The sequence below is a fragment of the Malaciobacter marinus genome (assembly GCF_003544855.1).
Lineage (GTDB): Bacteria > Campylobacterota > Campylobacteria > Campylobacterales > Arcobacteraceae > Malaciobacter > Malaciobacter marinus.
On the sequence record NZ_CP032101.1, the window covers coordinates 2,254,189 to 2,278,599 of the forward strand.

The following is a 24,411-nucleotide window of genomic DNA, read 5'->3' on the forward strand; positions in this document are numbered from 1 at the left end:
AAAAATCAAGACTACTTAAAAAAATCAAACTTTTGATATCTTTACAGGTATTGCTTGTCTAGCATTTGAACCAACAACAAAATCACTTAATGTAGCTAATTTTCTAGACTTATCTAAAAGTCCAAGTTTATTAATATTTACACCACTTTTTCTTGCAATTCTAGCTTCAAAAGTTTTATCATTTATTTTTACTTCAACTGCACCTTCTGCATCTCTACCTAATCCATGTTCAATTCCTATGCATTCTGGATATATTCCATTTCTATATCTTAGCATTCCTGTTACAACTCCATCTTCAGATGATATCTTGACCATATCTCCATGTCTTAAAGAGTTCTTTTTTGCTGTTTTAGGATTCATATCAATATAAGTTGAAAACCTGATCTCTTGCATTTTTGTACTTGAGGCAGTACTTTGTGAAAGTACATTTGATTTATAACTAAAAGCAAGTATTGGGTATTTTTGTTTTGGATATACCTTATTTAAAAACTCACCATTATTTAATCTGGCTAGATAAAATCTTGGTGTTCCATGAAATCTTTCTCCTGTCATTGAGTGAAAAGAAGTTCCAACTGTTTGATTATAGATATTTATCATATTTTCATATTTATGAACTAATTTATTTTTTATATATCCATCTTCTTTATTTTCAAATCTTCCACCTCTTGCCATAATATATGCAGTTTTTCTCCAATTTTCACCACAAATATCTTTTAAAGTTTTTACGTATGGTTCTAAATTTGCTAAAGATATCTCTTTATCACTTATATTTGGAACACCACTTTTATCTAATGCAATATTTTCAAAAGCTCTAATATAAAAATCTTTTGCCGCATTTAAAGGGTATTTTTTTCCATCTTTTCCTAATATTGCATTTTTACCAAAACTAGGAAGATTTAATTTTTTTCCAAGTTCTATCATAAAACTATCCATACAAATGGGTTCTCCATTTTTAAAAGTAGCTTGTTTTGGTTTTATTGTAGGGAATCTTAATGTATTAATTTTTGTTTGATGACCTGCCCATGCACTTGTAATTCCCCATGTCTCATAAATAACTGAATCAGGTACAATATAATCTGCATATTGAGATGTTTCGTTTATAAAAGGATCAATTGCAATAATTAAGGGAATAGAAGTTTTTGGATTTTCTAAAAGTTTTTTAATATTTTGCATTCCGCTTTGTCCATAAATGAAGTTTGCATTCCAACTAATAAGTGCTTTTAATTTATATGGATAATCATTTGCACTATTTGCTACTATCTCTGATTCTAATGCATTCGTAAATGGATACCAAGTATCTTTTGCAGGATATGGGTTTTTACCTTGAGACAATTTTTGTTTATACTCAGCTGTTTTTTCATATGCAACTCTTGTTTTATCAATTCTATAGCCTTTTGGTTTTATTTTACCATCATATGAAATTAAATTATATTTTGAACCTTTGAAGTCTTTATATCTTCCTCCTCCAGCACTCATGCCACCTTTATAATTTAAGTTACCAATCATAGCACCTAACATCATGATTGCATATGTTGTGTAAAAGCCTGTAGTGTGCATTGTACCACCATGACAATCAACTGCAGCCTTTCTTCCATGAGAAGTGAATTCTCTTGCTGTTTGAATTATCTTATCTTTACTAATTCCACACTCATTTGAAAAAAACTCTAGATCATATTCAAATGCATTCTCTTTTAATAAAGTCATAGCACTTTTAACCTTATATGTTTTATTTTTGTATAAAACTATATCATCAACAAAAAGTTTTGCTTGTTTTACAATAGAAGCCTCTTTTAAAACTCCATCTTTTTCATCTATAACTAACTCTTTATTATCGATTTTTAAAACTTTAGAATTGTCATCTTTATCTTGAATAATTAAATGTGTAGCATTTGTAAAAGAAGCTTCTTTTAAACTAGTTTGAGCCTCTTTTGAAGGTATACTTAAATATTTTTCATTATAAAGATTCTCTTTAATTATTACTTGCAAAAGTCCCATTGCAAAAGCTAAATCACCTCCTGGAAGAATTGGAATCCATTCACTTTTGTCTCCAACTGCTATATTATCAGAGTTTGTAAGCATTGGCGCTATAGTAACACATTTTAAGTTTTCATTTACTCTTCCTTTTGTAAGTAGTTTTGCTTGTCTTTTAAAAGGATTTCCTGCTTGTCCAGGTGCTGTTCCAAAAGTTAATAAATACTCACAATACTCAAAATCTGGTTTTAAATGTGGATATTTTTTAAAATCACCTAAGTATGCAGCTTCTCCTGAACGCATCGATAAACCACAAATCGAAGTATGTCCTTGGTAATTAACTGTTCCAAAAGCATTTCTAAATCTATGTACCATAAAGGCTTTTCTTCCTTCATCTCCTGTTCCTAAAATACATAATTGATTTGCTTTAGGTCCCATTTCTGGATTTGATTGTTTTAATGGCGTTTTTAAATCTCTAATTGAAGATAATCCTTCAACTTCTCCTTCACCAAAAAGATTTCCACCTTTTGTTACTTCCTCAAGTAATTGCTCAATCTCAATTTCAATCCATTTATTTTCACCTCTTTTTCCTACTCTTTTTAAAGGTTTTAAAACTCTTAATTTATCATTGATTTTATCAAAGACTACATTTCCCCTTGCACATGCAGTTGATCTATACAATGAACTTAATTTTGAATCTTTTGATAATACTTTAAAGCTTTCACTTAATGGTGTATTAAAATCAAGCCAAGGATCACTTGATAGTGGGCTATAAGGATTTCCTGTAACTTTAACTACTTCTTCTTTTTTATTATCAACTTTAACTCTTACTCCACAATGTGTTGTACAACCATTACAAACACTTGTTCTAATAGAAAAATTATCATTCTTTATAAATTTATTTGTAACTTTTCCTTCTGTTAATAATGAATTAGTATATATCGGATCATCAACAGCTTTTCCATTTCTGCTCATTGTAACTGCTGTTTTTAAGGTATCTTTATATCCTGCTACTGCTGCTGTTGTAGCAACAGCTGATGTACCTAATAAAAAGTTTCTTCTATTTTTATTCATTTTCTAATCCTTTATTTTTGTAGTGTTCACTCATCTCTTCATCCCAAGGAAAAAATGCAGTCACTAAACATACAAGTGCAATAAATAACATCCAATTAGCTAAAACAGCTGTTATACTTCCCTGTCCTAATAAATGTGGTGTATATTCTAAAAAACCAGGAGTACTTCTTGGAATCGTTTGTCCACCAATTACTGTATTCCATCTAAATAACCAAACTCCAATTGCAACAACAATACCTGTAATAAATACAAGAGGAAAATTATTTCTAAGTTTAGTAAAGCCAATAATCATAGGAATTAATAAGCATAATATATATTCAACATACAATGTCATCTCAAAGTGTATTGTAAAAAACTCTACTAAGTAATTTTTAGGGTCGTTTCCAAAGGCTATTGCAAAGCTTAACCATAATGCTCTAATTACTAAATCAATTACAATAAACCAAGCTAGGAGTTTTGCAAGTTCTGCAATAATTGAACCATCAACTCTTTTTTGTTCTGTAAAAAACTTTTGAAAAATAGGAATTAACACAAGTAATAAACCCGTACCTGAAACCATAGCAGAAGCTAAAAAAAGTATAGGCATAAGTGGTGTACTCCATAAAGAGTTTGCATGAACTGCACCTAAAATATATCCAGTATATCCATGAACACAAAGTGCAAGAGGTATCCCTACTGCTCCTAAAATAAATCCTAAATGATGATCTTTTTTACTTTCTTCTTCATTTATTTGTTTTCTTCCTAAAGTTAATATTAAGTAGAATCTTTTCTTTATTCCACTACTATTATGCATCCTTTTTACAAAAAATGGTCTATACAATACTAATGCTTCAAAAAATATCAATATGGGATAGGCTATTAGTAGCAATACACCCCATTTCATAGGTGAAGTTGGAAAGTTTTCCCAGCCATTTAAAAAGAAATTCATTACTCTTCCTGGTTGAGTTAAATCATCTATTAAATTCATTGGTGCTGCAATTAATAAAACTAATGCCATTAAAAGTGAAAACCCAGCAATTGGTTTATATTTTTCCATACCAAACACATGAGCAAAACTTGAAATAATAAAAGCAGCCGCAGAACTTCCTGTAAACCAAAAATAGTTTGGTACATCTATACCCCAAACTCTATCAGGAGTTACCGCTGATAATGTAGTAATTAGTGTATCCATTATTTATCTCCTCTTTGTGTTGCCCACTCTTTTGGTTTTAAACCAATAACTTCTCTCATCATATCGTCTAAACTTACTGTTGCATTCAATAAATTCTCAACTCTTCCATCTAAACCTATATAAAAAACTTGTGGTTTTGTTCCTTGTTCATTTTTAAGTACAGTTGTAGGAAAATTTGCTAATAATTTTGATATTTCTGAATTTTTATCTTTTAAATCACCAAAAATCCTTGCTCCACCAACACATGTTTCAACACATGCAGGTAAAAGACCTTCGTCAACTCTATGGGCACAAAAAGTACACTTATCAATAACTTTTGTCTCTTTATTCATAAATCTTTTATCATAGGGGCAGGCATTTTCACAATATCCACATCCCCAACACACTTCACTATCTACTACAACAATTCCGTCTTCCCTTTTAAAAGTAGCTCCTGTTGGACATACAGGAACACAAGCGGGATCATCACAATGGTTACATAACTGTGGTAAAAAACTTTTTCTTACATTTGGAAATTCTCCAATTTCCATTTCTGTAACAAACGTTCTATTTTGTCCATTTGGTACACTATTTTCTACCATACAAGCAGAAGTACAAGCTTGACAACCAATACATTGTCTTAAATCAATAATCATTGAATATTGTTTTAATTTATTTCCAATATATCTTGAATCTTTCGCATCTCGACCGGGATTTTGTAAAGTAAAGGCATTTGCAGATGTACCTGCTGCAACAAGTGTTGCAAACCCACCTTTTATAAATTCTCTTTTGGATTTGTCCATAATATAGCTCCTTAAAATACTAAGTAAGGAACTATAACTATAACTTGTGTGAGATTAGGGAGAATAATTTAATTTATAAATTTTTATAAGATTATTTCAAAACAAACGCCATTTTTATTATTTGAAACACTTAAAGAACCATTCATACTTTTTTCTATAATATTTTTACTCATATATAAACCTATTCCTGTTCCACTACTTGCATGTTTTGTAGTAACATAGGGTTCAAAAACCTTTTCAATAGGAGTTAAATTTATACCTCCTGCATTATCACAAAGAACTATCTTTGAGTTTTTATCTTCTTTAGAGATAGTAACTGTAATTATGGGATTGGCTATCTGTTTTTCAATAAAAGCATCTTTTGAATTACTTAATATATTTAATATAACTTGAGAAAACTCACTTTCATAACCATTGATTAAAACTTCATCTTCAAATTTTAGATTGACTTTTATATTATAGTTTTCAAAACTTGAACTGATTAAAGATAAAGCACTTTGAACACTTTTATAAGGACTAAAAAAATCTTTTTGTTTATTTGGTTTAAAGAAATTCCTAAAATCATCTATTGTTTTAGACATAAATTCTATTTGTTCTTGGGATTGGTGTATTGATTCTCTTAATTCTTTTAATGTTAACTTTCCTCTTTCATACTTTAGCTCAACTAAAACAAGGAGACTACTTAATTGAGTTAAAGGTTGTCTCCATTGATGTGCAATACTACCTATCATCTCTCCCATTGAAGCAAGTTTACTTTGATGAACTAATATTCTTTCTTTTTCCTTTGCTTCATTTTCTTTTTTAATTTTTAAAGCTACTTCTTGCTCTACTTTTTTTTCTAAATTTTTATTTAATAAGGATAACTCTTCTTGACTCTTTTCTAAATTACTATTACTAAGTTCTAATCTATCAATTAAAACTTTAAACCCATAATGTAAAACAATTAAAGAGATAGTTCCCAAAATACTAAGTAAGAAAAAAGCTTTTAAAACAGTAAATGAAAGCCTTTCTTGCCCTGAAGTTATATCTTGAAAAAATATAATTTCAATTTTTTTATTATGATTATCTTTTAATAATGATATTCTATGTGTTGAATAAAGCTTATTATCCAATTCAAAATTAGTCTTTAAACTCTTTTTATTTCTATTTAAATGATTTTTTAAACTTGAATTTTTAAATTTTTCTAGAAAAAGTAATTGATTATCAAAAAGAATATAAGATTCAATATTTGCTAAATGATATATTTCAGATAGAAAAAATAGTGGGTCAATAAAAAATACTAAATAGCCTTTTTTATTTATTGATTCTATACTTACTTTAAAATTTAAATCTTTTTTATTGTTTATGATAAAATTTAAATCCTTATTTATTTGTATATTTAAAGATGGTTTTTTTCCTAAATATGTGATTAGTTTTTTATTGTGATCATAAAAAGCCATTGTTTTTAAATAGTTATTTTCATTACTTAATATTTCCCATCGTTTTTTTGATAGTTCAAAAAGTCTTTTCTTATTATTTAATTCTAAAGATTTTTCTATTTCAAAAGAGTTTAAATTAGCTAATCCTCTATTCTTATAAAATTTTTTTATTCTATAAATAGACTCCTTGTAAATTGAATTTAACTTTTTTTCATACTCATGTTGACTCTCATTTATAAACTCTTTAGTTGTTGAGTATTGTAAATATATAAAGAATAAAGATAAAATAAAAAACATTCCAAGTACTAAAACAATAGTTTTTGTTTTAGTTGATGTATTATCATGAAGTGAATTAATATCAAATTTCAAGTTTATACCCTACCCCAAAAATATTTTTTATGCTATCTTTTCCAATTATTTTTCTTAACTCTTTTATTATTGCTTTTATTGCATCCTTTGTTGGAATACTTCCTTCACTCCATAAATAATCAAAAATCTCTTCATATGTAACAACTTCATTTACTTTACTTATTAAATACTCTAACATTTTAGTCTCATTTTTTGATAGTGTTTTTATTTTTCCAGATACTTCAAATGTTTTTAAAAAAGGATCATAAACTCCATTATCAATTTTAATTTTTGCTTTGTAATTATTTATTTCTAATGCTGCACTTAACAAACCCTCAATAATTGTTTTTTTTGAAAATGGTTTGATTAAAAATTTACAAATTTTTTGTTCAATAGCACGCCACAAGTACTCTTGCTCAGTATGTGCACTTAAAATAATCACAGGAACCTTTTTATTATCTTCTCTAATTTTTGTCACAACATCAATTCCATCCAATTTTGGCATACAAATATCTAAAATAACAACATCTGGTTTATTATAGTAATAGTAATCTAAAGCTTCTTGTCCATCATTTACACTAATTACTTCACTAAAAAATAGTTCTAATATTTGTATTACATTTTTTTGTATTCCCTCTTCATCTTCTGCATATAAAACTTTTTTGTTAGATAATAAATTTAAAAGATATTCTTCTTTTTGCATTTAAACCTCAATATTATTTATTTATTACAATAATACATAATCAAAATAAAACTTTTCATAAAGCTTTATTTATTTATGCTGTTTTTAAACTTTTTATTCTAAGATATAGTATTAAATTATTTAAAGCAAAGGAGTTACTATGACATGTGCAATATTCTATGCAAGTAAAAGTGGATACGCAAAAGAGGTGGCAAATAAAATATCTTTTGCTTTAGATGAAATAAGAGTTTTTGATATAGGTGTTACAGGAAGTGAGTATATTTCTGATTATAAGCACATAATTTTTGGAATACCAACTTGGGATCATGGTCAAATGCAAAAAGATTGGCAAAAAATATGGGATGATTTTAAACATATAGATTTTAAAGGAAAAACTGTTGCAATTTTTGGTTTAGGAGATCAAAAAAAATATCCTGATGAATTTGCTGATGCAATGAGATATGTTTATGATGATTTGACTAAAAGTGGTGCAACTATTGTTGGCTTTACATCAACGCAAGGATATCAATTTAATCAATCAAAAGCAGTAGTCGATGATAAATTTGTAGGTTTAGTTATTGATGAACAAAATCAACCAGAATTAACAAATATAAGAATAAAAAATTGGACAGATGAGATAAAAGCAGATATTTTGCATGCTACATCTTAATTTTTTATTAACAAATTCGACACTTATTTCAAATAAGACTATTTTTATCCTATTTTAATAAAATTGTGATTATAATTTCACAAAATATTAAAAGGATATATTATGGCAACTGCAATATTTTATGCAAGTAGCACAGGAAATACAGAAGAAATCGCAAGTAAGATTATTGATAAATTAGGCTTAGAGGATTCATATAACATAACAGATAATCAAGAAGATGTAAAAAAAATCGCTGATTATGATAAAGTAGTAATTGCTACTTCAACTTGGGGTGATGGTGATTTACAAGATGATTGGGATGAAGCATGGGATGAGTTTCAAAAAATTGACTTTTCAAATAAAACTGTAGCTTTAGTAGCATTAGGTGATCAAGAAGGTTATGATGATACTTTCGTAAATTCACTTGGGACAATGTATGAACAAGTTTCAAAACAAGGTGCAAATGTTATTGGGTTTACATCAACAAATGGATATGAATTTGAGGAATCAACTGCTGTACAAGATGATAAATTTGTAGGTTTAGTTATTGATGAAGATAATCAAGATGATTTAACTGATGAAAGAATTGATAATTGGAGCGAACAAATTAAAGCAGACATACTTTAAATATTAAGGAGTTTTTATTCTCCTTAATAGTTTAACTTATTTTTCTTCTTGACAATCTTTACAAGTTCCATATAGTTGCATTGAGTGGCTTGTAATTTTAAATTTATTTTTCTTTGCAATTCTATCTTGTCTTTTTTCTATTTCATCATCTAAAAACTCTACAATTTTGCCACATGAAGTACAAATCAAATGGTCATGGTGAGATTTTGCGTTACTTTCGTATTTTTTACCTTCTGTTCCAAAAGCAATAGATGTTATTAGATTCACTTCTTCTAAAAATCCCAAAGCTCTATATACTGTAGCGATACCAATATTTGAATCTGAATATTTAGTTTTGATTTGATTATAAACATCTTCAGCACTTAAATGGTCTTCTGCATTAATAAGAATATCTAAAACAATCTCTCTTTGTTCAGTATATTTCAAACCTTTTTGTTTTACTATTCTTTTAAGCTCTTCTATTACTTCTTCATTATTATTGTTTGTCATTAAAATACGCCCTTAAAATTTTATAAATAATTATAGTATATCTAAAGTTAACAAAAATTTCAACTTAACTTTTATAAGAAAATTTTATTTTTCTTTCAGTTTTTTCTTTTTTTTATCTGGTTGGTAAAGTAGATGGTGCCATAAAGCAAATCCACAAAAGGCTGCTCCTGCAACAATATGGGTCTTTTTTGCAACTTTATTTTTCATAAACATAGAAGTTACAACAGTTGCCCCAAGAGTCGCAGTCATTCCAATTTTAGCAACTTCTTTTTTTACTTCTTGATCAAATTCCATTTCCTTTTTTCCTTCTTTGTCGTCTTTGTCTTCTTTGGATTGTTTTTTTTGTTCCTTTTAAAGTCTCGTATGTTAACGCTACTGTTAAAGCAGTAGCCAAAGGTAAAATGAAAGGCATAATTTCTCCTTATGATAATAATTATCAATATTTTACCTATTTTCCCTTTAAATAAAACTGATATTAATTATCATAATAAATATTTACCTTTTTACTTTTACCCCACGTATTGAATTTAAAAGTAAACCTATTGTAGTACCATTATGTAATACTGCTGTAACTATAGGAGAAAATGCACCAATAGTTGCTCCTGCTAAAATTCCTGAGTTTATTCCAACTGTTGCTTTAAAATTGGTATTAATTAAACTCATAGTTTTATTTGCCAACTCTTTTGCTTCAACTACTGCATCAATATCATCTTTTAATAAGCTAACATCAGCAGTCGCTTTTGCAATATCTGCACCTTTACTCATAGAAATACCTACATTTGCAGAGATTAATGCAGGTGCATCATTTATACCATCACCTACAAAAGCAACATTTCTTCCTTGCTCTTTCATCTTCTTAACAATTGAAGCTTTATCAGTTGGTAAAAGTTCTGAATAAACCTCATCAATGCCTAATTCTTTTGCAACTTGTTGTGCTTTTTTATCAACATCACCTGTTAACATTACCATATGCTTTACGCCCAATTTTCTCAACTTTTCAATTGATTGTTTTGAGTTATCTCTTATTTTATCACTTAAAGCAATTGTTCCTAAAAGTTTATTATCAAAACCAACATAAAGTAAAGTTTTTCCTTCATCTAAACTTTTGTTTATTCTATCTTGATATTTAGAAAAATCTATTTTTTCATCATCTTCTAAAAAATGTCTACTACCAATAACAACATTTTTCTCATCAACTTCTGTTTTTACTCCATGGGCAACTATAAACTCAACTTCTTCATGGTGCATATGAACAAACCCTCTTTGTTTAGCTGCTTTTACAACTGCTTCTGCAACTGGATGAAAATAGTGTTCTTCCGTACTTGCAGTAAGATTAAGTAACTCTTCTTCTGTCCACTCTTCATCATAAGGATCAACTTCTATTACTTCTAAATCGCCTTGAGTTAAAGTTCCTGTTTTATCAAAAATAAAAGTATCAACATTTGATAAGGCTTCAATAGATTTAGCACCTTTAATCATAATTCCTTCATGCCCAGCTTTAGAAATAGTTGATTTAAAAGCAACCGGAGTAGCAAGTTTTAAAGCACAAGAGTAATCAGCTTGTAAAATTGAAGCTACTCTTTCAAAATCTTTAGTAACTACATATGATAAACCAGCTAATCCTAAAGTAACAGGAACTAATTTATCTGCTAATCTTGTAGCTTTTAGTTGAATTGATGACTTTTCATTTAATGAACTTTCAATATAGTGTTTTATTCTTTGTGTTGCTGTATTAGCTCCAACATGCTCAGCCCATATTTTAAGTCTACCCTCTTCTAAAACTGTTCCAGATATAACTCTATCACCTCTTGCTTTTTTCACAGGCTCAGCTTCACCTGTCATAGAAACTTGGTTTACACTTGCATCACCATTAACAATATGTCCATCAACAGGTACCGTACTTCCTGCTGAAACAATAACTATATCGCCAATTTGTATATCTTCTGTTTTAACTAATACTTCAACTTTTTTACCATCTTTAACTTTTTCAATCCAAGCTTCTTTTACATTTGGCTTTGCAAGCTCTTTTAATAAATCATCACTTTTATGAACTGTTGTTTCTTCTATATATTCACCAAGCTCTAACATTGCATTTGTTGAATTAGCAGCTAAATAATCTCTTCTAAATACAGAAATACCAACAGCAGCACTTTCTAATACTTTTGAAGTTAATCCAAGTTCAAAAAACTCTTTTGTTCCCTCAATAAGCATAGGTGTAGCAGCAGCAGTAGTAACAGTTGCTTTAGTAAAATTGCTTTTAATAAATCTTTCTGCAACTAAGGCAGAACTAGCTCTTAATACACCATTTAAGCTTGGTTTTTCATCACTAATACAATTTACACAAACTGCATTGTTTTCACAATTAGTTGATAGTAAATCATCCAGTGTAAGTTCTTGCAATGTTTTTTCTATAACATTAGCAACACTTTTACTTATACTAAAAATTACACTTGTAGCCTTTTTATTTACACGAACACTTTCAACTCCATCAATATTTTTTAAATATGAAGTTAAGATATTCTCATCAATATACTCTTCTTTTAATAAAGAGTATTTATATCTTAATCTAGTTGGTGTTTCATGTACTTTTACAAAACTATTATTACTCATATATTATCTTTATTCTTGATTTGTTTCCATAGCAGCTTTAGCATCTTCCATTCTCTCTTTCATCTCTTCCATTCCAGCTTGAAAAAGTTCACTTCCTTTTGATACTGCTTTCATTATATTTTCTTGTGCATCTTTATTTGTTAGAAGATAAGTTACAGCTGCACCAATTAATGCACCTTTTACAAAATCACCGCTATTAAATCCTGTATTAATTCCTTGGTTTTGTACTGGAATATTAGGATTTATGTATGGATTTTGATTTAGGTTTACTCCTTGTTGGTTTGTTCTACTATTTTCAATATTCATATCATACATATTTTGATTGTTCATTTGATTATTCATATTATTCATTGATTCCCTCTTCTAAAAAATTTTCATCACAACTACTATTTTCAAGCTGTTCATATTTGTTATTTAATTTATCATCAATAACTTCAACAGCATAAATTCCAGCCATACCAACACTAAAAGCTGTTAATGCTTTTAAAAATCCACCTTGTTGACCAATATGATTTGCAGTTGCTATTGCTGTTCCTGTTGCTATTGCACCTTGAGCTGTCTTTTTTACAGTATCTTGAATAGCTTCATTTGAAGATAATTTCTTCTCTTTTGCTTTTTTGTAGTTAATAGTTCCAGATACAACTGCACTTGCAACTGCACCACTTACAATATGACCCATAATATTTCTTGGTTCACCTGTATTAATTAAGCCATTTTGCATTATTCATTTTCCTTTTTTTCTATTTTTTCAACTTGAGCTTCTTCTAATTTCTTTGCTTCTTTTTTCTCTTTAATACACTCTTTAGTAGCCTCAATTGTACTTTTTACTTCATCTGCTGTTTCTTTACCTTGTTCAATTGTTGAATTTGTAAACTCTTTAGATTTTCCAAGTAACTCTTTTGTTTTAGTTTTTAACTTATCACTATTTTTATAAGCAAAAACTGCCCCTGCTCCAATTGCTAATCCAGCTATAAATGGTAATGCCATAATTTACTCCTTGTTTTCTTGATAATTATTTATAAATGCAACTAATGCTGCTCCTAAACCTGCTCCACTTACCATTGAAATATTTAATTTAGAAAATAATTCAGTTAGTTTGTTTTGATCCATATTACCAGAAGCTATATCTTCTAAAAGCATTTGATATTCACTTGCTTTTGACATCATATCTTCCACACTATTTAAACTACTACTTTGATTTATGCCATTGTAGTGATTTAAAACACATTTTCTAAAAGCAGGAAGATGATTGTTATATGATGCTGCTTGTAGTTTATAAAGTGTATCTTTTATATCACTTTGTGTTGTATGTAAAATTAAATGATCATACATTGCAACATTATTTATTTCACTTGCAACTCCTAACTCACAACACTCAATATAAGTTTTTGGAACTTGCACTTTTAATGCCCAGTCATTAACTGGTACTTCTACATTATATTTTTGTAAAAGAGGCATCAATGCACTATAGTGAACTGCTTCTGCTTCTTTTATATTTACAAAAGGGTGTATTGCACCAAATTTTTCAATAATTTTACTATACGTTTCATATGCTTTAAACTCATCATATACAGCAATTCTTAAAACTTGTGCTTCAATAGATTGTTCACTATTTACATCAACTTTTTGGGATATTAAAATATCCTCATCATAATTTACCACTACATCACCTCCTTTGCAAGATTGTTTATTATTTTTGTAATTTCATCTAAATTTCTTTTATTTATCAAGTCTTCCCAAACCTCAGGTTTAAAAATATTTGCATCATATGTGATTGTAACAGAAGCAATAACTTTATTTACTTTTATATTTTTAATTCCTTTAATCTTATTTGGAATTTGCTCAATATCTTCTATTGATATGTTACTATTTTCATTTTTGATTTTTGGGTTTACTCTTACTCTTAATCTTCCAGGAGAGTGAGCAACAATAGTAAAATAACTTGCTATTTTTATAATATCTTCAGTTTTTATCAAAATCATCCTTTAATATTGTAGTTTTGCCAAATTAAATTTAAGCTTACCTTAATGTAAATCAGCACTCATTATCAAAATTAAGCCCAAAATGAGAATGGCTATTTAAAACAAACTCTATTTCTTCCACTATTTTTTGCTTCATATAGTGCTTCATCTGCTCTTTTATAAACATCTTGATAACTCTCACCTTTTATGCAAAAAGTAGTTCCAAGACTAATAGTAAGATTAACCAAAGCATCATCATAAATAAATCTTTTATGTTCTACTTTTTCTTTTAATCTATTTGCAATATTTATTATATTATTACTACTATTATCATTTATTAAAACGATAAACTCTTTTCCTCCAAATCTACCTAAAATGTCCTTTTTAGGTAGAATGTTTTTTATAAGTTTAGTTAAATCTTTTAAAACACAATCTCCAATAAAATGTCCATATGTATCGTTTATATTTTTAAAATAATCTATATCAAATATAATTAAACAAAAACTTTTAATCTCCAACCAACAATTTAGCATTGTTGTAATTGTATTTTTGTTATAAACTTGAGTTAATTCATCCATTGAAGCTTTTTGTTCTAAATGACAAATCTTTTCATTATATTTTGAAACATCATCCATACATATAAGATATTTTTGCATATCAAGTTTTTGAACATCAAAAGTAAAATATTTAAGTTCATCTTCTATTTTTAATTTTGCTGGTTTTTCATATGAATCATATTTTTTCGCAATGTTTACTAAATTATCTTGTGTTTTATTATCCAATAGTGCTATATTTGTTAGAAATTCATCTTTTGATTTAAATATATCTACAAATTTTTTATTTGTAGTATGAATATCTTTTCCATCAGTAATTAATATAATATTCTTTTGTGTGTCTAAAACTGATTGTAAAAAATCTCTTTGTTTTTTTAAATTTTCATGTTGCTTTAGATTTATTGAATATAGCATTTGGTTTATCTTTTTTGATAAGTATGTTATTTCATCATTATAATCAAGATTTATTTTTAACTTTAAACTACTTGATTTAGAGATATTTTTTATAATATTTGTTATATTTTTTATTCTTTTTGCAAAAAGTTTATCAATAAAAAAATATACTGCAATAATAAGAAGTATAAAAGTTACTATAAAAATATAAAATATGGTTTTATTATTTTTATTAATTTGGACAAAATAGTCTCTATTCATCTTCATTCTTATATAAAATTTACTATCATTTAATTGATCAATTAATTCTAAATAAGTAAATAAGGTATGATTATTTGCTCTATTAATATCATAAGAGATTAGATTTGAATCAACCTTTAATTGTTTTTTCTTAGTTAAAGTATGAGAAGGAAGAAAAGATATATATTGATGTGTTATCTTACTTAATTCTGATAAAAACAAAGAATCCAAGCTTCTTCCAACAAAAACATATCCTAGAAATTTATTATTTTTAAATACTTTTTCAATGGTAAATAGTATTTTCTCATAATCTAAAGTGATAAAATTTACTCTGTTTTTATCTAAGTAAATATCAATTTTTTTTGTTTTAAAAAAAGTTTTTACTGCATTTGGAATAGATACAAACTCATCTGAATTTATATCATATACATTTCCATAAATAAAATCTTTGTTTTTATCAAATAGAAAAAAATGTGTATATTTATCTTTGATAAAGTTTATTTTATTTGTTTTATTCTTTTTTTCTTCAAGTATCTTTAAAATATTGTCGTTTATAGAGTGTTCATAAGCTATATTTTGTAAAAAAAAAGATTTTGATTTAAGTGCTTCAAAAAAAGTTTCAGTACTCTTTTTTATTTGTTTATCTTCAAACTCTATTGTACTATTTTCACTCTGCTTTAATATACTAAAAATGCATATTGCTAAAAATAGACATATAAGTGTAAAAAATATTGATATTTTTGAAGTAATATTCATATTTGACTCTTTTTATAAATTTTGGAAGTATATAATGTTTTAGTTTAAAACTTAATGATAATAATTCTCATTATATAAGTTATCATGCATCTAAAATTTGAAAATTATTATCATTATTAAGTAATATTAAATTTTAAGTTTATTATAATTTTGTCTCACATTAATATATAAGGATATTTTATGAAATTAAGTGAATTAAGCAAAGGTGATATAGCAACAATTAAAAATATAAATTGTGATAGTGCTTTAAAAAATAGATTTTACTCTTTTGGAATAATAAAAGGTTCAAAAATAACTATTGAAGAAGTAACTATGGCAAAAAGTACTATTGAAATAAAAATAAATAATACTAAAGTTGCAATAAGATTAATAGAAGCAGAAAAAATTGAGGTCGAGAATGAACACAAACAAAATAATTAAAGTTGCATTAGTTGGACAACCAAATGTTGGTAAGAGTATGCTTATCAACTCAATTTCAAATGCAAGATTAAAAGTTGGTAATTTTTCAGGAGTAACAGTTGCAAAAGAGCAAGTAATTTTAAAATATAAAGATTATACAATTGAAATAGTTGATTTACCAGGCTCATACTCTTTAAATGAATATACGCAAGAAGAAAAAGTTACAAAAAACTTCTTAAATAATAGTGAATATGACATTATATTAAATGTTACTGATTCAACAAATTTAGAAAGAAACTTATACTTAACATCAGAACTATTAGCATTAGATAAAAAAATGATAATCGCTTTAAATATGAATGATGAAGCAATAAAAGAAGATATATTTATTGATGAAGTACAATTAAGTAAAATCCTTGGAAAACCTTGTATAAAAACAAGTGCTACAACAAAACAAGGTATAGATAAACTAATCAAAGAAATAGTAAAAAAACATGAAAGTGAAAAACTATCTACAAAATTAATTTTCTCAAATGTTATAGAAGAAGAGATTGCAAATATTATTGGCTTTTTCAATGATAGTGGATTTAAATGTAAAAATAGTTTTAGACAAATAGCTATAAAACTTCTAAAAGAAGACAAAGAGACTTATAAATTTTTTCATGATGAACCAATATGGACAAAACTACAACCTATTTTAAATAGTGCATTTGAACATATCGCTCTTCATTATGATACAAAAAATGTAGAAGATATTTTCAATGAAGAAAAATTCTCTTTTGCAAAAGGTGCTGTTACTGAAACTGTTACAGTAAAAACTCATGTGGAAAAAACATTAACAGAGAAAATAGACTCAGTTTTAATCCATAAAGTATTTGGTTTACCTATTTTCTTATTTTTAATGTGGGGATTATTTCAATTGACTTTTGAAGTAGGAAATATTCCTATGGATATCATAGATGCATTTTTTGCAAATCTAATTGACAATACAAAAGAAGTATTAGGAGATAATCAATTATCCTCAATAATTGCAGATGGTGCAATTGCAGGTGTTGGTGCTGTTGTTTTATTTATTCCAAATATTGTAATATTATTTTTTGGTATTGCATTACTTGAAACAACAGGATACATGAGTAGAGTTGCTTTCTTACTTGATGGTTTCTTCCACAAATTTGGACTTCATGGAAAATCATTTATTCCTTTAGTAACTGGTTTTGGTTGTTCAGTTCCAGCTTATATGGCAGCAAGAACCCTTAAAAATGAAAGAGATAGATTACTTACACTATTTATTATAGGATTTATGTCTTGTGGAGCAAGACTTCCTATTTATGTACTTTTTACAGGTGCATTTTTTAGTGAAAGCAATGCTGGTAATGTTCTATTTTTAATATATATTGGTGGAGCAATATTAGGATTAATTGCAGCAAAAGTTTTAAAAATATTAGTATTTAAAAGTGAAGATGAACCTTTTGTAATGGAGATGCCAAAATACAGATTACCATCATTTAAACTAATCTGGCATACAGTTTCAAACCAAGCTATGATGTATCTTAAAAAAGCAGGTACATTTATTCTTGCAGCATCACTTCTAATTTGGGTTGCTAGTAATTATCCAAAACATTTAGATGTAGAAGAGACTTACAATCAAAAAATTGAATTAGCTTTAAGTGATGAAGAAAAACTAGCTTTAGAAAATGAACTTGCTTTATATAATCTTGAGAACTCTTATTTAGGTTATGTTGGGAAATTTTCAGAACCATTATTTGCTCCTTTAGGATTTGATTGGAAAATGTCAGTAGCACTTGAGACTGGACTTGCAGCAAAAGAGATTGTAGTTTCAACTTTAGGTATTTTATATGGTTTAGGTGAAGAAAATGATGAAAACTCAAAAGGTTTAGTTGAAAAAATAAGAGCAAATATTCCATTTGCATCAGGTATTGCATTTATTGTATTTGTAATGATTTATTTACCTTGCCTTGCAGCAACAATGGTTTTTGCAAGAGAAGCTGGTGGATGGAAATATTTAGTATATTTATTTGTATTTACAACAGGTACTGCTTGGGTGTTATCATTTATTACTTATAATGTAATATTACTATTAACTTAAGTAAAAGCATAAGAGAAATCTTATGCTTTTATTGACACTTCTCACATACTCCATAGATTGTCATAATATGATCATTTAAATAAAAGTTGTTATCTTTTGCAACTTTTATTTGTTGTTTTTCTATTACCTCATCATTAAATTCTAAAATTTTATTACATGAAGTACAAATCATATGATCATGATGTAAAGATAGATTTAACTCATACCTTTTAGCTCCATCACCAATATCCAATGAGTTAACTATGTTCAGTTCTTCAAAAAACTTAACAGTTCTATAAACTGTAGCTATCCCCATATCTACTTTATATTCACTTTTTGCAATATTTGCAATTTGTTCTGCACTTAAATGTTCATCATTAAAATACAAAATCTTTAAAATATAATCCTTTTGTATTGAGTTTTTAAAGCCCAATTTTGAAACTGTATTTTTAAAGTTTTCTAAAAAAGATTCGAAACTTTCTTCATATTTTTGCACTATACTATTCCTTTTATAACTATTATTCCTATACTAATTATCAAAGCAACTGTATATGGTATCCAAAGATTTCTATGTATTTTTAAGTTTCTCTTATATAAAAACCCTTCTTTTGGGTAATTCTTCTTCATAATATTCCTTAATAATTAGTATCAATATTATAATATTACATAATCTATACTTAATGAATTATTAATGATAATAATTATCGTTTTAATATATAATTAAGTTTACTTAATATAATATTTCTTTAATATAAGGAGCAAAGATGTTTAATATTAGTTTAGCCCTAGTAGGTCAAGTAGCTAGAACAGCAGCATTTGGGGCCATTGCAACTAAAGTAGTTGATACATTTATTCTTTCAAAAGTAAACAATAAAATCGATCAAAAAAGATGGATAAGACAAGCAAAGCTTGAAGCATTTGCAAAACTATCACAAGAGATACTATCTATTGATTTAAAAAACTTAAAAGATGAAAATATAAGAAATATAAAAGAGTATAGTGCAAAAACAATTCTTCTTTTAGAAGATAGAATTCTAATAAAAAGAATTGAAGATTATTTAAATAACTTAATAAATCTAGATAAAACTGCCCATGATAGTAGTAAAAACATGGTATGTATAGTAGATAAAAAAGGAATAGATTTAGTTATGTGTTTAAATAAAAATTTGAAAAAAGTATAATTACTTTATTTCAAATTTTGTTTCATAAACTTTATCTTGATCTTTTACTTTAAAAGTCCAAATACCTTTTTTTCTTCCATCTACATACCTAAAATCATAAATTGAACCATGCCCAGCAGGTATAGTCATCTCTCGACTTCTTGATATTTCCTCATCTGGATCAATCCAAATAAAAGTAACATTTTTATCAAATTCAACTCTTTCTTGAATATATTTACAAATTATAGAATTTTCATCTTTTAAAATAACGCAATCTACGTTTTCTATCTCTTCTTGTTCACTAGCAATTGCAAATGAAAAAAGAGATATAAATAATACAACAATAAACTTTTTCATAATCTATTCCTTTTCTTCTTGTACATCCATATACTTAAAAAGTAAGTATTTAATTGGTGCATAAAATGTTGTCATTGACACTATGGCTATAATTAATTGAACTATTTTAAATAAAGAGTTAGTCTCTTCAAGAAAAAATAAACTTATATAATGACTAGCTAAAAGTGATATTACTGCTGTAATAGTAATAGCTATTAATGCAACTACATTATAACTCATATTTTTCCCAAATTGCATCTTCTTTTAAAGAAGCCCTATTTTTTAATATTTCAAAAGGTTTATAATTAACTTTATATCCCATTGAAAAATGATCTTTTATCCAATACCCCAAATAAATATAAGGTATTTCTAACTCTTTTGCTATTTTTATTTGTGCTAAAATAGAAAATTTACCTAAAGACAAATCTGCATATTCATGATCATAAAAACAATAAATTGAAGAAATAGATTCAGGCAAAATATCAACTAATGCAACTGCAACTAACTCTTCACCTTTAAAATATAAAAACTCTTTTGTAAACTTATCTTTTCCCTCAACATAAGACCTTGAATAATCATCAGGACTTATTGGAAAATAAGGCCATTGTTTTTTATCATGCATAAACTTATGATATTTATCATAAAGCTTCAAATGATCTAAACTTATACTTGGTGTTTGTATATAAAGCTTTGTATCTTTATTTTTATTTATTACTCTTTTTTCAGATTTAGAAAATTTATAATTTTTAACATCAATTCTCATACTTATACACTTTGTACAAGTTTTACACTCTGGAACAAAGTGCATTTTTCCAAATCTTCTCCAACCATGCTCTAACATATTTTGATAATCTTCAACGGTACAGTGGTTTATGTACCTATATCTCATATCAGATATCTCATTATTAAAATAAGAACACTCTCTATTCTCTTCTACAAACTCTAAGTCTTCATTTATAATTTGCATTAACTACCCGTTGATTTTCTCTTTTATCTCTTTTGAAATTTTACATATTTTATCAATTTTTTCATTATATGACAACGAATCATCAATTATATGTTTTACAAAAGCACTTCCTACGATTACGCCATCAACTCCAACTGATTTCTCTTTACATGTGTTTTCATCAACACCAAATCCAACATATAAAGGAGTTTTTGTATTCTCTTTTACAGTTTTAATAACTTGTGTTAAATCTTCACTTTTACCACTTCCTGTAATACCTGCATAAGCTACCATATATATAAATTTTGTAGCATTTTTAACTACTTGTGCAATTCTTTCTTTACTATGAGTTGGAGAGACAAATGTAATAATAGATTGTTCATATTTTTTTGCTAACTCTTGATAAATAAAAGTCTCTTCAAAAGGTAAATCAGGAATAATTTCACCTGTAATACCAAACTCTTTTGCTTTTTTAAAAAACTCTTCAATTCCATAATGATAAAATGGATTTAAATATCCCATCCATAATGTATCCATTTGTGGGGCTATCTTTGATGAGACTTCAAATAAGTCTTTTAATTTAAATCCGTTTTTCAAAGCTAAAAGATTTGCTTTTTCTATAACAGGGCCATCTGCAACAGGATCTGAAAAAGGAATACCTAATTCTAATATATCAACACCTGATTCTTTCATATTTAATGCTAAGTCTATTGTAAAATTATTGTCAGGATAACTGGCTGTTATATAACCTACAAGTTTTTTCAAAATAAAATCCTATATTTAATTAATTTGGATATAATAGTAACATATTATAACAAGGTTATAGATTAATATTAAAAAAATAAAACTTGATTTTAAGGAAGATTTATATGAGTATAATTAAAAATGATTTTGAAAAAATGTCAATTACTAAAATATTAAAAACTAAAAATAATAAAAAACTAACAATGATTACAGCTTATGACGCACTTTTTGCAAATTTGTTTGATGAACTTGCAGATATGATACTTGTAGGTGATAGTTTAAATATGAGCTTTGCAGGAAAACCTGATACATTAAGTGCAACACTAGAACAGATGATTTACCATGCAAATGCCGTTTGTGCAGGTGCACCAAAAGCTTTTGTTATTTTAGATATGCCTTTTGGAACTTACACAAATAAAGACATAGCACTTAAAAATGCAGTTAAGATTTATCAAGAAACAAATATAGCAGCTGTAAAAGTTGAAGGTGGAGAAGACAGAGCTGATATTGTAAAACATCTAACATCAAACTCAATTGCTGTTATGGGACATATTGGACTTATGCCACAATATGTTAGAAGTGAGGGTGGATACAAAGTAAGAGGTAAAACTAAAGAAGACGAAGAACAACTTATTCGTGATGCTATTGCTATTGAAAAAGCAGGAGCATTTGCAATTGTTGTTGAGGGTGTTTTAAGCAGTGTTGCAAAAAAAATCACAGATGCAGTAAATGTTCCAGTTATTGGAATTGGTGCTGGAAATGTAACTGATGGTCAAGTTTTAGTTTGGTCAGATATGTTAGGTTTTTTCAACGAGTTTAAACCAAAATTTGTTAGAAGATATTTAGATGGCGCAACACTTGTAAAAGATGCAGTTTTACAATATAGAAATGATGTACAAACAACACAATTTCCATCAAAAGATGAAGAGTATTAAAAGTTTAGGAAAATAATAGTGGAAAGATTAGTAGAAGTTGAACAAATATCATTTGAAGAAGATAAAAGTGAAGTAAACTTAAGACCCTCTTCTTGGGATGATTACATCGGACAAGAAAAAATTAAAAAAAATTTAAAAGTTTTTATTGAAGCTAGTAAAAAAAGAGAAGAAGCACTTGATCATATACTTTTTTATGGGCCTCCAGGTCTTGGTAAAACTACGCTTTCTTATCTTATTTCTAATGAAATGAATTCAAATATAAAAATCACAGCAGGTCCTATGATTGAAAAAAGTGGTGACCTAGCTGCCATTTTAACAAACTTAGAAGAAGGTGATATTTTATTTATTGATGAAATACATAGACTAAGTCCAGCAGTTGAAGAGATTTTGTATCCAGCAATGGAAGATTATAGACTTGATATTATTATTGGAAGTGGTCCAGCTGCACAAACTGTAAAAATTGATTTACCAAGATTTACACTTATTGGAGCTACAACAAGAGCTGGAATGTTAAGTAATCCTTTAAGAGAAAGATTTGGGATGCATTTTAGAATGCAGTTTTATGACAACGAAGAATTAGCAAAAATCATTCAAAAAGCTTCTGTTAAACTAAATAAAATTTGTGCAGATGATGCTGCTTTAGAAATATCAAGAAGAAGTAGAGGAACACCAAGAGTTGCCTTAAGACTTTTAAGAAGAGTAAGAGACTTTGCAGAAGTAGAGAATGAAGAAACTATTATAAAACAAAGATGTAATTATGCTTTAGATGAACTAGGCGTAAATGATAGTGGATTTGATGAAATGGATATAAATTTACTTGAACTTCTTGTATCAAATAAAGGTAAGCCTATGGGATTATCTACAATAGCAGCTGCACTTAGTGAAGATGAGGGAACAATTGAAGATGCAATTGAACCATATTTACTTGCAAATGGCTTTATAGAAAGAACTGCAAGAGGAAGAGTAGCTAGTGTAAAAACATATGAAATGTTTAGATTATCATACCCAGAAACTGAAAAGGTACAAAAGGAGTCTTTGTTTTGAAGCCACAGCATTTTTTGATTGCTATTGCTATTGCTATTTTATTTTTTTTATTTCAACTTTTCAATCCATTTTTAAAAGCAATATTTGTAGCTTTACTTTTAACAGTAGCTACTAATACTTTAGATTTATTTATTACACATAGAGTAAAAAGCCAAACTATCTCAGCAATAATTATGACAATAATACTTGCACTAATATTTTTTGTTCCTGTTATGTACTGTATTTTTTCATTTGCTAATTACATAAATCAATTAGATCAACAAGCTTTGATGAAAAATTACTCACAAATAGAAACTTGGATATTAAATATTCCAAAAGAGTATGAGTTTTTTAAACAACAACTAATTTTGATTCTTGAAAAAATAGATATTGCAGAAAGTATAAAAAACATACTCTCAATTGGAGCATATTTAGGTAAGAATTCTGCTTCATTTATGATAGATATGTTTATGATACTTATATTTTATTTCTTTTTTACACTTTATGGAACAAGTCTTTCACACTATATAAAAGATATTCTTCCTTTGAAAAAAGAAGACTCAATTACACTATTTTATGAATCTTCAAATGTAATGAGTATTGTTTTATACTCAATACTTGTGACTGCAATATTTGAGGGTATGCTATTTGGCTTTTTTATATCAGTATATGGTTACAATGGATTTTTATTAGGTGTTTTATATGGTTTTGCTTCATTAGTTCCAGTAGTTGGTGGTATAATAATGTGGCTTCCAATAGCTTTATATGAAATATATTTAGGTGATTTTTATGATGCTATAATCATTAGTGCTTATTCAATAATCATCATATCAGTAGTAGCTGATACATTTATTAAGCCTATAATTATAAAATATATAAATCAAAAAGTAGTAAAAACTCCAAGTAAAATAAATGAATTATTGATTTTCTTCTCAATTGTTGCAGGATTATCAACATTTGGCTTTTGGGGAATGATTATAGGTCCTGCAATGGTTACTTTTTTTATCTCAATAGTTCAATTATTAAAAAAGTATAGTAATGATATGTTATAATCAAA

At 27.3% G+C, this 24,411-nt stretch carries 29 protein-coding genes; 8 read left to right on the forward strand and 21 right to left on the reverse strand.

The features are described from left to right. Window positions 1–24: 24 nt before the first annotated feature. The 5 genes from AMRN_RS10940 to AMRN_RS10960 all read right to left on the reverse strand — a co-directional run bounded on the left by AMRN_RS10940 (window position 25) and on the right by AMRN_RS10960 (window position 7,467). Window positions 25–3,045 carry a molybdopterin-dependent oxidoreductase gene (locus AMRN_RS10940; protein WP_099311014.1) on the reverse strand — a complete coding sequence of 1,007 codons (3,021 nt, stop codon included), beginning with the start codon at window positions 3,043–3,045 and terminating at the stop codon, window positions 25–27. After that, window positions 3,038–4,216 (reverse strand): NrfD/PsrC family molybdoenzyme membrane anchor subunit, encoded by a 1,179-nt coding sequence (gene nrfD / locus AMRN_RS10945; protein ID WP_099311013.1) that lies wholly within the window; start codon window positions 4,214–4,216, stop codon window positions 3,038–3,040. Before nrfD ends, AMRN_RS10940 begins: the two co-directional genes overlap by 8 nt. Next, complete coding sequence (gene dsrO / locus AMRN_RS10950; RefSeq protein WP_099311012.1) at window positions 4,216–4,998, reverse strand: sulfate reduction electron transfer complex DsrMKJOP subunit DsrO; 783 nt, start codon at window positions 4,996–4,998, stop codon at window positions 4,216–4,218. Before dsrO ends, nrfD begins: the two co-directional genes overlap by 1 nt. Before the next feature lie 83 nt (window positions 4,999–5,081). Continuing rightward, window positions 5,082–6,785 carry a sensor histidine kinase gene (locus tag AMRN_RS10955; RefSeq protein ID WP_118897446.1) on the reverse strand — a complete coding sequence of 568 codons (1,704 nt, stop codon included), beginning with the start codon at window positions 6,783–6,785 and terminating at the stop codon, window positions 5,082–5,084. After that, window positions 6,775–7,467 (reverse strand): response regulator transcription factor, encoded by a 693-nt coding sequence (locus tag AMRN_RS10960; RefSeq protein WP_099312635.1) that lies wholly within the window; start codon window positions 7,465–7,467, stop codon window positions 6,775–6,777. The genes AMRN_RS10955 and AMRN_RS10960 overlap by 11 nt, the downstream gene beginning before the upstream one ends. Window positions 7,468–7,606: 139 nt before the next feature. Here AMRN_RS10960 and AMRN_RS10965 point away from each other — a divergent pair, with 139 nt between their 5' ends. Together AMRN_RS10965 and AMRN_RS10970 are read left to right on the forward strand one after the other, a co-directional pair. Further along, entirely contained in the window at window positions 7,607–8,116 is a 510-nt protein-coding gene (locus AMRN_RS10965; RefSeq protein ID WP_099312634.1) for a flavodoxin, read from the forward strand. Between the two features lie 102 nt (window positions 8,117–8,218). Next, window positions 8,219–8,722 (forward strand): flavodoxin, encoded by a 504-nt coding sequence (locus tag AMRN_RS10970; RefSeq protein ID WP_099312633.1) that lies wholly within the window; start codon window positions 8,219–8,221, stop codon window positions 8,720–8,722. Between the two features lie 36 nt (window positions 8,723–8,758). On the opposite strand, the gene AMRN_RS10975 is transcribed toward AMRN_RS10970, so the two are convergent. The 10 genes from AMRN_RS10975 to AMRN_RS11015 form a co-directional block, all read right to left on the reverse strand. Further along, complete coding sequence (locus AMRN_RS10975; RefSeq protein WP_079576946.1) at window positions 8,759–9,211, reverse strand: Fur family transcriptional regulator; 453 nt, start codon at window positions 9,209–9,211, stop codon at window positions 8,759–8,761. An 84-nt stretch (window positions 9,212–9,295) separates the two neighbouring features. Further along, window positions 9,296–9,505, reverse strand: coding sequence for a hypothetical protein (locus AMRN_RS10980; protein WP_079576945.1), 210 nt, complete (start codon window positions 9,503–9,505; stop codon window positions 9,296–9,298). Further along, window positions 9,495–9,623, reverse strand: coding sequence for a hypothetical protein (locus AMRN_RS14360; RefSeq protein ID WP_265734381.1), 129 nt, complete (start codon window positions 9,621–9,623; stop codon window positions 9,495–9,497). The genes AMRN_RS10980 and AMRN_RS14360 overlap by 11 nt, the downstream gene beginning before the upstream one ends. 83 nt (window positions 9,624–9,706) lie before the next feature. Beyond that, window positions 9,707–11,821 (reverse strand): heavy metal translocating P-type ATPase, encoded by a 2,115-nt coding sequence (locus AMRN_RS10985; protein WP_099312631.1) that lies wholly within the window; start codon window positions 11,819–11,821, stop codon window positions 9,707–9,709. 9 nt (window positions 11,822–11,830) lie between these two features. Further along, the gene (locus AMRN_RS10990; protein ID WP_228150862.1) at window positions 11,831–12,172 is read right to left on the reverse strand and encodes a YtxH domain-containing protein; all 342 of its coding nucleotides are present in this window, start codon (window positions 12,170–12,172) and stop codon (window positions 11,831–11,833) included. Next, entirely contained in the window at window positions 12,165–12,542 is a 378-nt protein-coding gene (locus AMRN_RS10995; RefSeq protein WP_099312629.1) for a magnetosome protein MamC family protein, read from the reverse strand. Before AMRN_RS10995 ends, AMRN_RS10990 begins: the two co-directional genes overlap by 8 nt. After that, entirely contained in the window at window positions 12,542–12,808 is a 267-nt protein-coding gene (locus tag AMRN_RS11000) for a hypothetical protein (RefSeq protein WP_099312627.1), read from the reverse strand. The genes AMRN_RS10995 and AMRN_RS11000 overlap by 1 nt, the downstream gene beginning before the upstream one ends. Window positions 12,809–12,811: 3 nt before the next feature. After that, window positions 12,812–13,483 (reverse strand): ferritin-like domain-containing protein, encoded by a 672-nt coding sequence (locus AMRN_RS11005; RefSeq protein WP_099312625.1) that lies wholly within the window; start codon window positions 13,481–13,483, stop codon window positions 12,812–12,814. Beyond that, a complete protein-coding gene (locus AMRN_RS11010; protein WP_099312623.1) occupies window positions 13,483–13,797 on the reverse strand; it encodes an HMA2 domain-containing protein in 315 nt (104 codons plus the stop codon). Before AMRN_RS11010 ends, AMRN_RS11005 begins: the two co-directional genes overlap by 1 nt. A gap of 98 nt (window positions 13,798–13,895) precedes the next feature. Continuing rightward, window positions 13,896–15,725 (reverse strand): sensor domain-containing diguanylate cyclase, encoded by a 1,830-nt coding sequence (locus tag AMRN_RS11015; RefSeq protein WP_118897448.1) that lies wholly within the window; start codon window positions 15,723–15,725, stop codon window positions 13,896–13,898. 180 nt (window positions 15,726–15,905) lie between these two features. Here AMRN_RS11015 and AMRN_RS11020 point away from each other — a divergent pair, with 180 nt between their 5' ends. Both AMRN_RS11020 and feoB read left to right on the forward strand, forming a co-directional pair. After that, the gene (locus AMRN_RS11020; RefSeq protein WP_099310370.1) at window positions 15,906–16,145 is read left to right on the forward strand and encodes a FeoA family protein; all 240 of its coding nucleotides are present in this window, start codon (window positions 15,906–15,908) and stop codon (window positions 16,143–16,145) included. Then, on the forward strand, window positions 16,123–18,231 hold the full coding sequence (gene feoB / locus AMRN_RS11025; RefSeq protein WP_099310371.1) for a ferrous iron transport protein B: 2,109 nt from the start codon (window positions 16,123–16,125) through the stop codon (window positions 18,229–18,231). The genes AMRN_RS11020 and feoB overlap by 23 nt, the downstream gene beginning before the upstream one ends. 28 nt (window positions 18,232–18,259) lie before the next feature. Here feoB and AMRN_RS11030 read toward each other — a convergent pair whose 3' ends face one another. Then, window positions 18,260–18,706: a Fur family transcriptional regulator gene (locus AMRN_RS11030; RefSeq protein ID WP_228150790.1), complete on the reverse strand. Its 447-nt coding sequence runs from the start codon at window positions 18,704–18,706 to the stop codon at window positions 18,260–18,262. Continuing rightward, on the reverse strand, window positions 18,706–18,837 hold the full coding sequence (locus tag AMRN_RS14365; protein WP_265734373.1) for a hypothetical protein: 132 nt from the start codon (window positions 18,835–18,837) through the stop codon (window positions 18,706–18,708). Before AMRN_RS14365 ends, AMRN_RS11030 begins: the two co-directional genes overlap by 1 nt. Window positions 18,838–18,974: 137 nt before the next feature. Between AMRN_RS14365 and AMRN_RS11035 the strand changes: the two genes are divergently transcribed. Next, window positions 18,975–19,391 carry a hypothetical protein gene (locus AMRN_RS11035; protein ID WP_099310373.1) on the forward strand — a complete coding sequence of 139 codons (417 nt, stop codon included), beginning with the start codon at window positions 18,975–18,977 and terminating at the stop codon, window positions 19,389–19,391. Here the strand turns inward: AMRN_RS11035 and AMRN_RS11040 are convergent, their stop codons facing one another. Genes AMRN_RS11040 through trpA form a run of 4 tightly spaced genes read right to left on the reverse strand, consistent with a single transcriptional unit; the run spans window position 19,392 to window position 21,417 of the window. Beyond that, the gene (locus AMRN_RS11040; RefSeq protein WP_099310374.1) at window positions 19,392–19,727 is read right to left on the reverse strand and encodes a hypothetical protein; all 336 of its coding nucleotides are present in this window, start codon (window positions 19,725–19,727) and stop codon (window positions 19,392–19,394) included. A gap of 3 nt (window positions 19,728–19,730) precedes the next feature. Beyond that, window positions 19,731–19,946 (reverse strand): hypothetical protein, encoded by a 216-nt coding sequence (locus tag AMRN_RS11045; protein WP_099310375.1) that lies wholly within the window; start codon window positions 19,944–19,946, stop codon window positions 19,731–19,733. Next, the gene (locus AMRN_RS11050) at window positions 19,936–20,673 is read right to left on the reverse strand and encodes an arginyltransferase (protein WP_099310376.1); all 738 of its coding nucleotides are present in this window, start codon (window positions 20,671–20,673) and stop codon (window positions 19,936–19,938) included. The genes AMRN_RS11045 and AMRN_RS11050 overlap by 11 nt, the downstream gene beginning before the upstream one ends. 3 nt (window positions 20,674–20,676) lie before the next feature. After that, a complete protein-coding gene (gene trpA, locus AMRN_RS11055; RefSeq protein WP_099310377.1) occupies window positions 20,677–21,417 on the reverse strand; it encodes a tryptophan synthase subunit alpha in 741 nt (246 codons plus the stop codon). A 104-nt stretch (window positions 21,418–21,521) separates the two neighbouring features. On the opposite strand from trpA, the gene panB reads away from it, so the two are divergent. Genes panB through AMRN_RS11070 form a run of 3 tightly spaced genes read left to right on the forward strand, consistent with a single transcriptional unit; the run spans window position 21,522 to window position 24,406 of the window. Further along, window positions 21,522–22,331, forward strand: a complete 810-nt coding sequence (panB, locus tag AMRN_RS11060) for a 3-methyl-2-oxobutanoate hydroxymethyltransferase (protein ID WP_099310378.1) — start codon at window positions 21,522–21,524, stop codon at window positions 22,329–22,331. An 18-nt stretch (window positions 22,332–22,349) separates the two neighbouring features. Next, window positions 22,350–23,375, forward strand: a complete 1,026-nt coding sequence (ruvB, locus tag AMRN_RS11065) for a Holliday junction branch migration DNA helicase RuvB (protein ID WP_099310379.1) — start codon at window positions 22,350–22,352, stop codon at window positions 23,373–23,375. Next, complete coding sequence (locus AMRN_RS11070; protein ID WP_099310380.1) at window positions 23,372–24,406, forward strand: AI-2E family transporter; 1,035 nt, start codon at window positions 23,372–23,374, stop codon at window positions 24,404–24,406. Before ruvB ends, AMRN_RS11070 begins: the two co-directional genes overlap by 4 nt. The last annotated feature ends 5 nt before the right edge of the window (window positions 24,407–24,411 follow it).

Coding starts and splice junctions, on each gene's coding strand:
- AMRN_RS14365 (WP_265734373.1), bottom strand. CDS start 18,837: ATGAAGAAGAATTACCCAAAAGAAGGGTTTTTATATAAGAGAAACTTA.
- AMRN_RS10995 (WP_099312629.1), bottom strand. CDS start 12,542: ATGCAAAATGGCTTAATTAATACAGGTGAACCAAGAAATATTATGGGT.
- AMRN_RS10985 (WP_099312631.1), bottom strand. CDS start 11,821: ATGAGTAATAATAGTTTTGTAAAAGTACATGAAACACCAACTAGATTA.
- AMRN_RS10980 (WP_079576945.1), bottom strand. CDS start 9,505: ATGGAATTTGATCAAGAAGTAAAAAAAGAAGTTGCTAAAATTGGAATG.
- AMRN_RS11045 (WP_099310375.1), bottom strand. CDS start 19,946: ATGAGTTATAATGTAGTTGCATTAATAGCTATTACTATTACAGCAGTA.
- AMRN_RS10990 (WP_228150862.1), bottom strand. CDS start 12,172: ATGAATAATATGAATAATCAAATGAACAATCAAAATATGTATGATATG.
- AMRN_RS11040 (WP_099310374.1), bottom strand. CDS start 19,727: ATGAAAAAGTTTATTGTTGTATTATTTATATCTCTTTTTTCATTTGCA.
- nrfD (WP_099311013.1), bottom strand. CDS start 4,216: ATGGATACACTAATTACTACATTATCAGCGGTAACTCCTGATAGAGTT.
- panB (WP_099310378.1), top strand. CDS start 21,522: ATGAGTATAATTAAAAATGATTTTGAAAAAATGTCAATTACTAAAATA.
- AMRN_RS11050 (WP_099310376.1), bottom strand. CDS start 20,673: ATGCAAATTATAAATGAAGACTTAGAGTTTGTAGAAGAGAATAGAGAG.
- AMRN_RS10960 (WP_099312635.1), bottom strand. CDS start 7,467: ATGCAAAAAGAAGAATATCTTTTAAATTTATTATCTAACAAAAAAGTT.
- dsrO (WP_099311012.1), bottom strand. CDS start 4,998: ATGGACAAATCCAAAAGAGAATTTATAAAAGGTGGGTTTGCAACACTT.
- AMRN_RS10965 (WP_099312634.1), top strand. CDS start 7,607: ATGACATGTGCAATATTCTATGCAAGTAAAAGTGGATACGCAAAAGAG.
- AMRN_RS11015 (WP_118897448.1), bottom strand. CDS start 15,725: ATGAATATTACTTCAAAAATATCAATATTTTTTACACTTATATGTCTA.
- AMRN_RS11035 (WP_099310373.1), top strand. CDS start 18,975: ATGTTTAATATTAGTTTAGCCCTAGTAGGTCAAGTAGCTAGAACAGCA.
- feoB (WP_099310371.1), top strand. CDS start 16,123: ATGAACACAAACAAAATAATTAAAGTTGCATTAGTTGGACAACCAAAT.
- AMRN_RS10975 (WP_079576946.1), bottom strand. CDS start 9,211: ATGACAAACAATAATAATGAAGAAGTAATAGAAGAGCTTAAAAGAATA.
- AMRN_RS10940 (WP_099311014.1), bottom strand. CDS start 3,045: ATGAATAAAAATAGAAGAAACTTTTTATTAGGTACATCAGCTGTTGCT.
- AMRN_RS11000 (WP_099312627.1), bottom strand. CDS start 12,808: ATGGCATTACCATTTATAGCTGGATTAGCAATTGGAGCAGGGGCAGTT.
- AMRN_RS11020 (WP_099310370.1), top strand. CDS start 15,906: ATGAAATTAAGTGAATTAAGCAAAGGTGATATAGCAACAATTAAAAAT.
- AMRN_RS14360 (WP_265734381.1), bottom strand. CDS start 9,623: ATGCCTTTCATTTTACCTTTGGCTACTGCTTTAACAGTAGCGTTAACA.
- AMRN_RS10970 (WP_099312633.1), top strand. CDS start 8,219: ATGGCAACTGCAATATTTTATGCAAGTAGCACAGGAAATACAGAAGAA.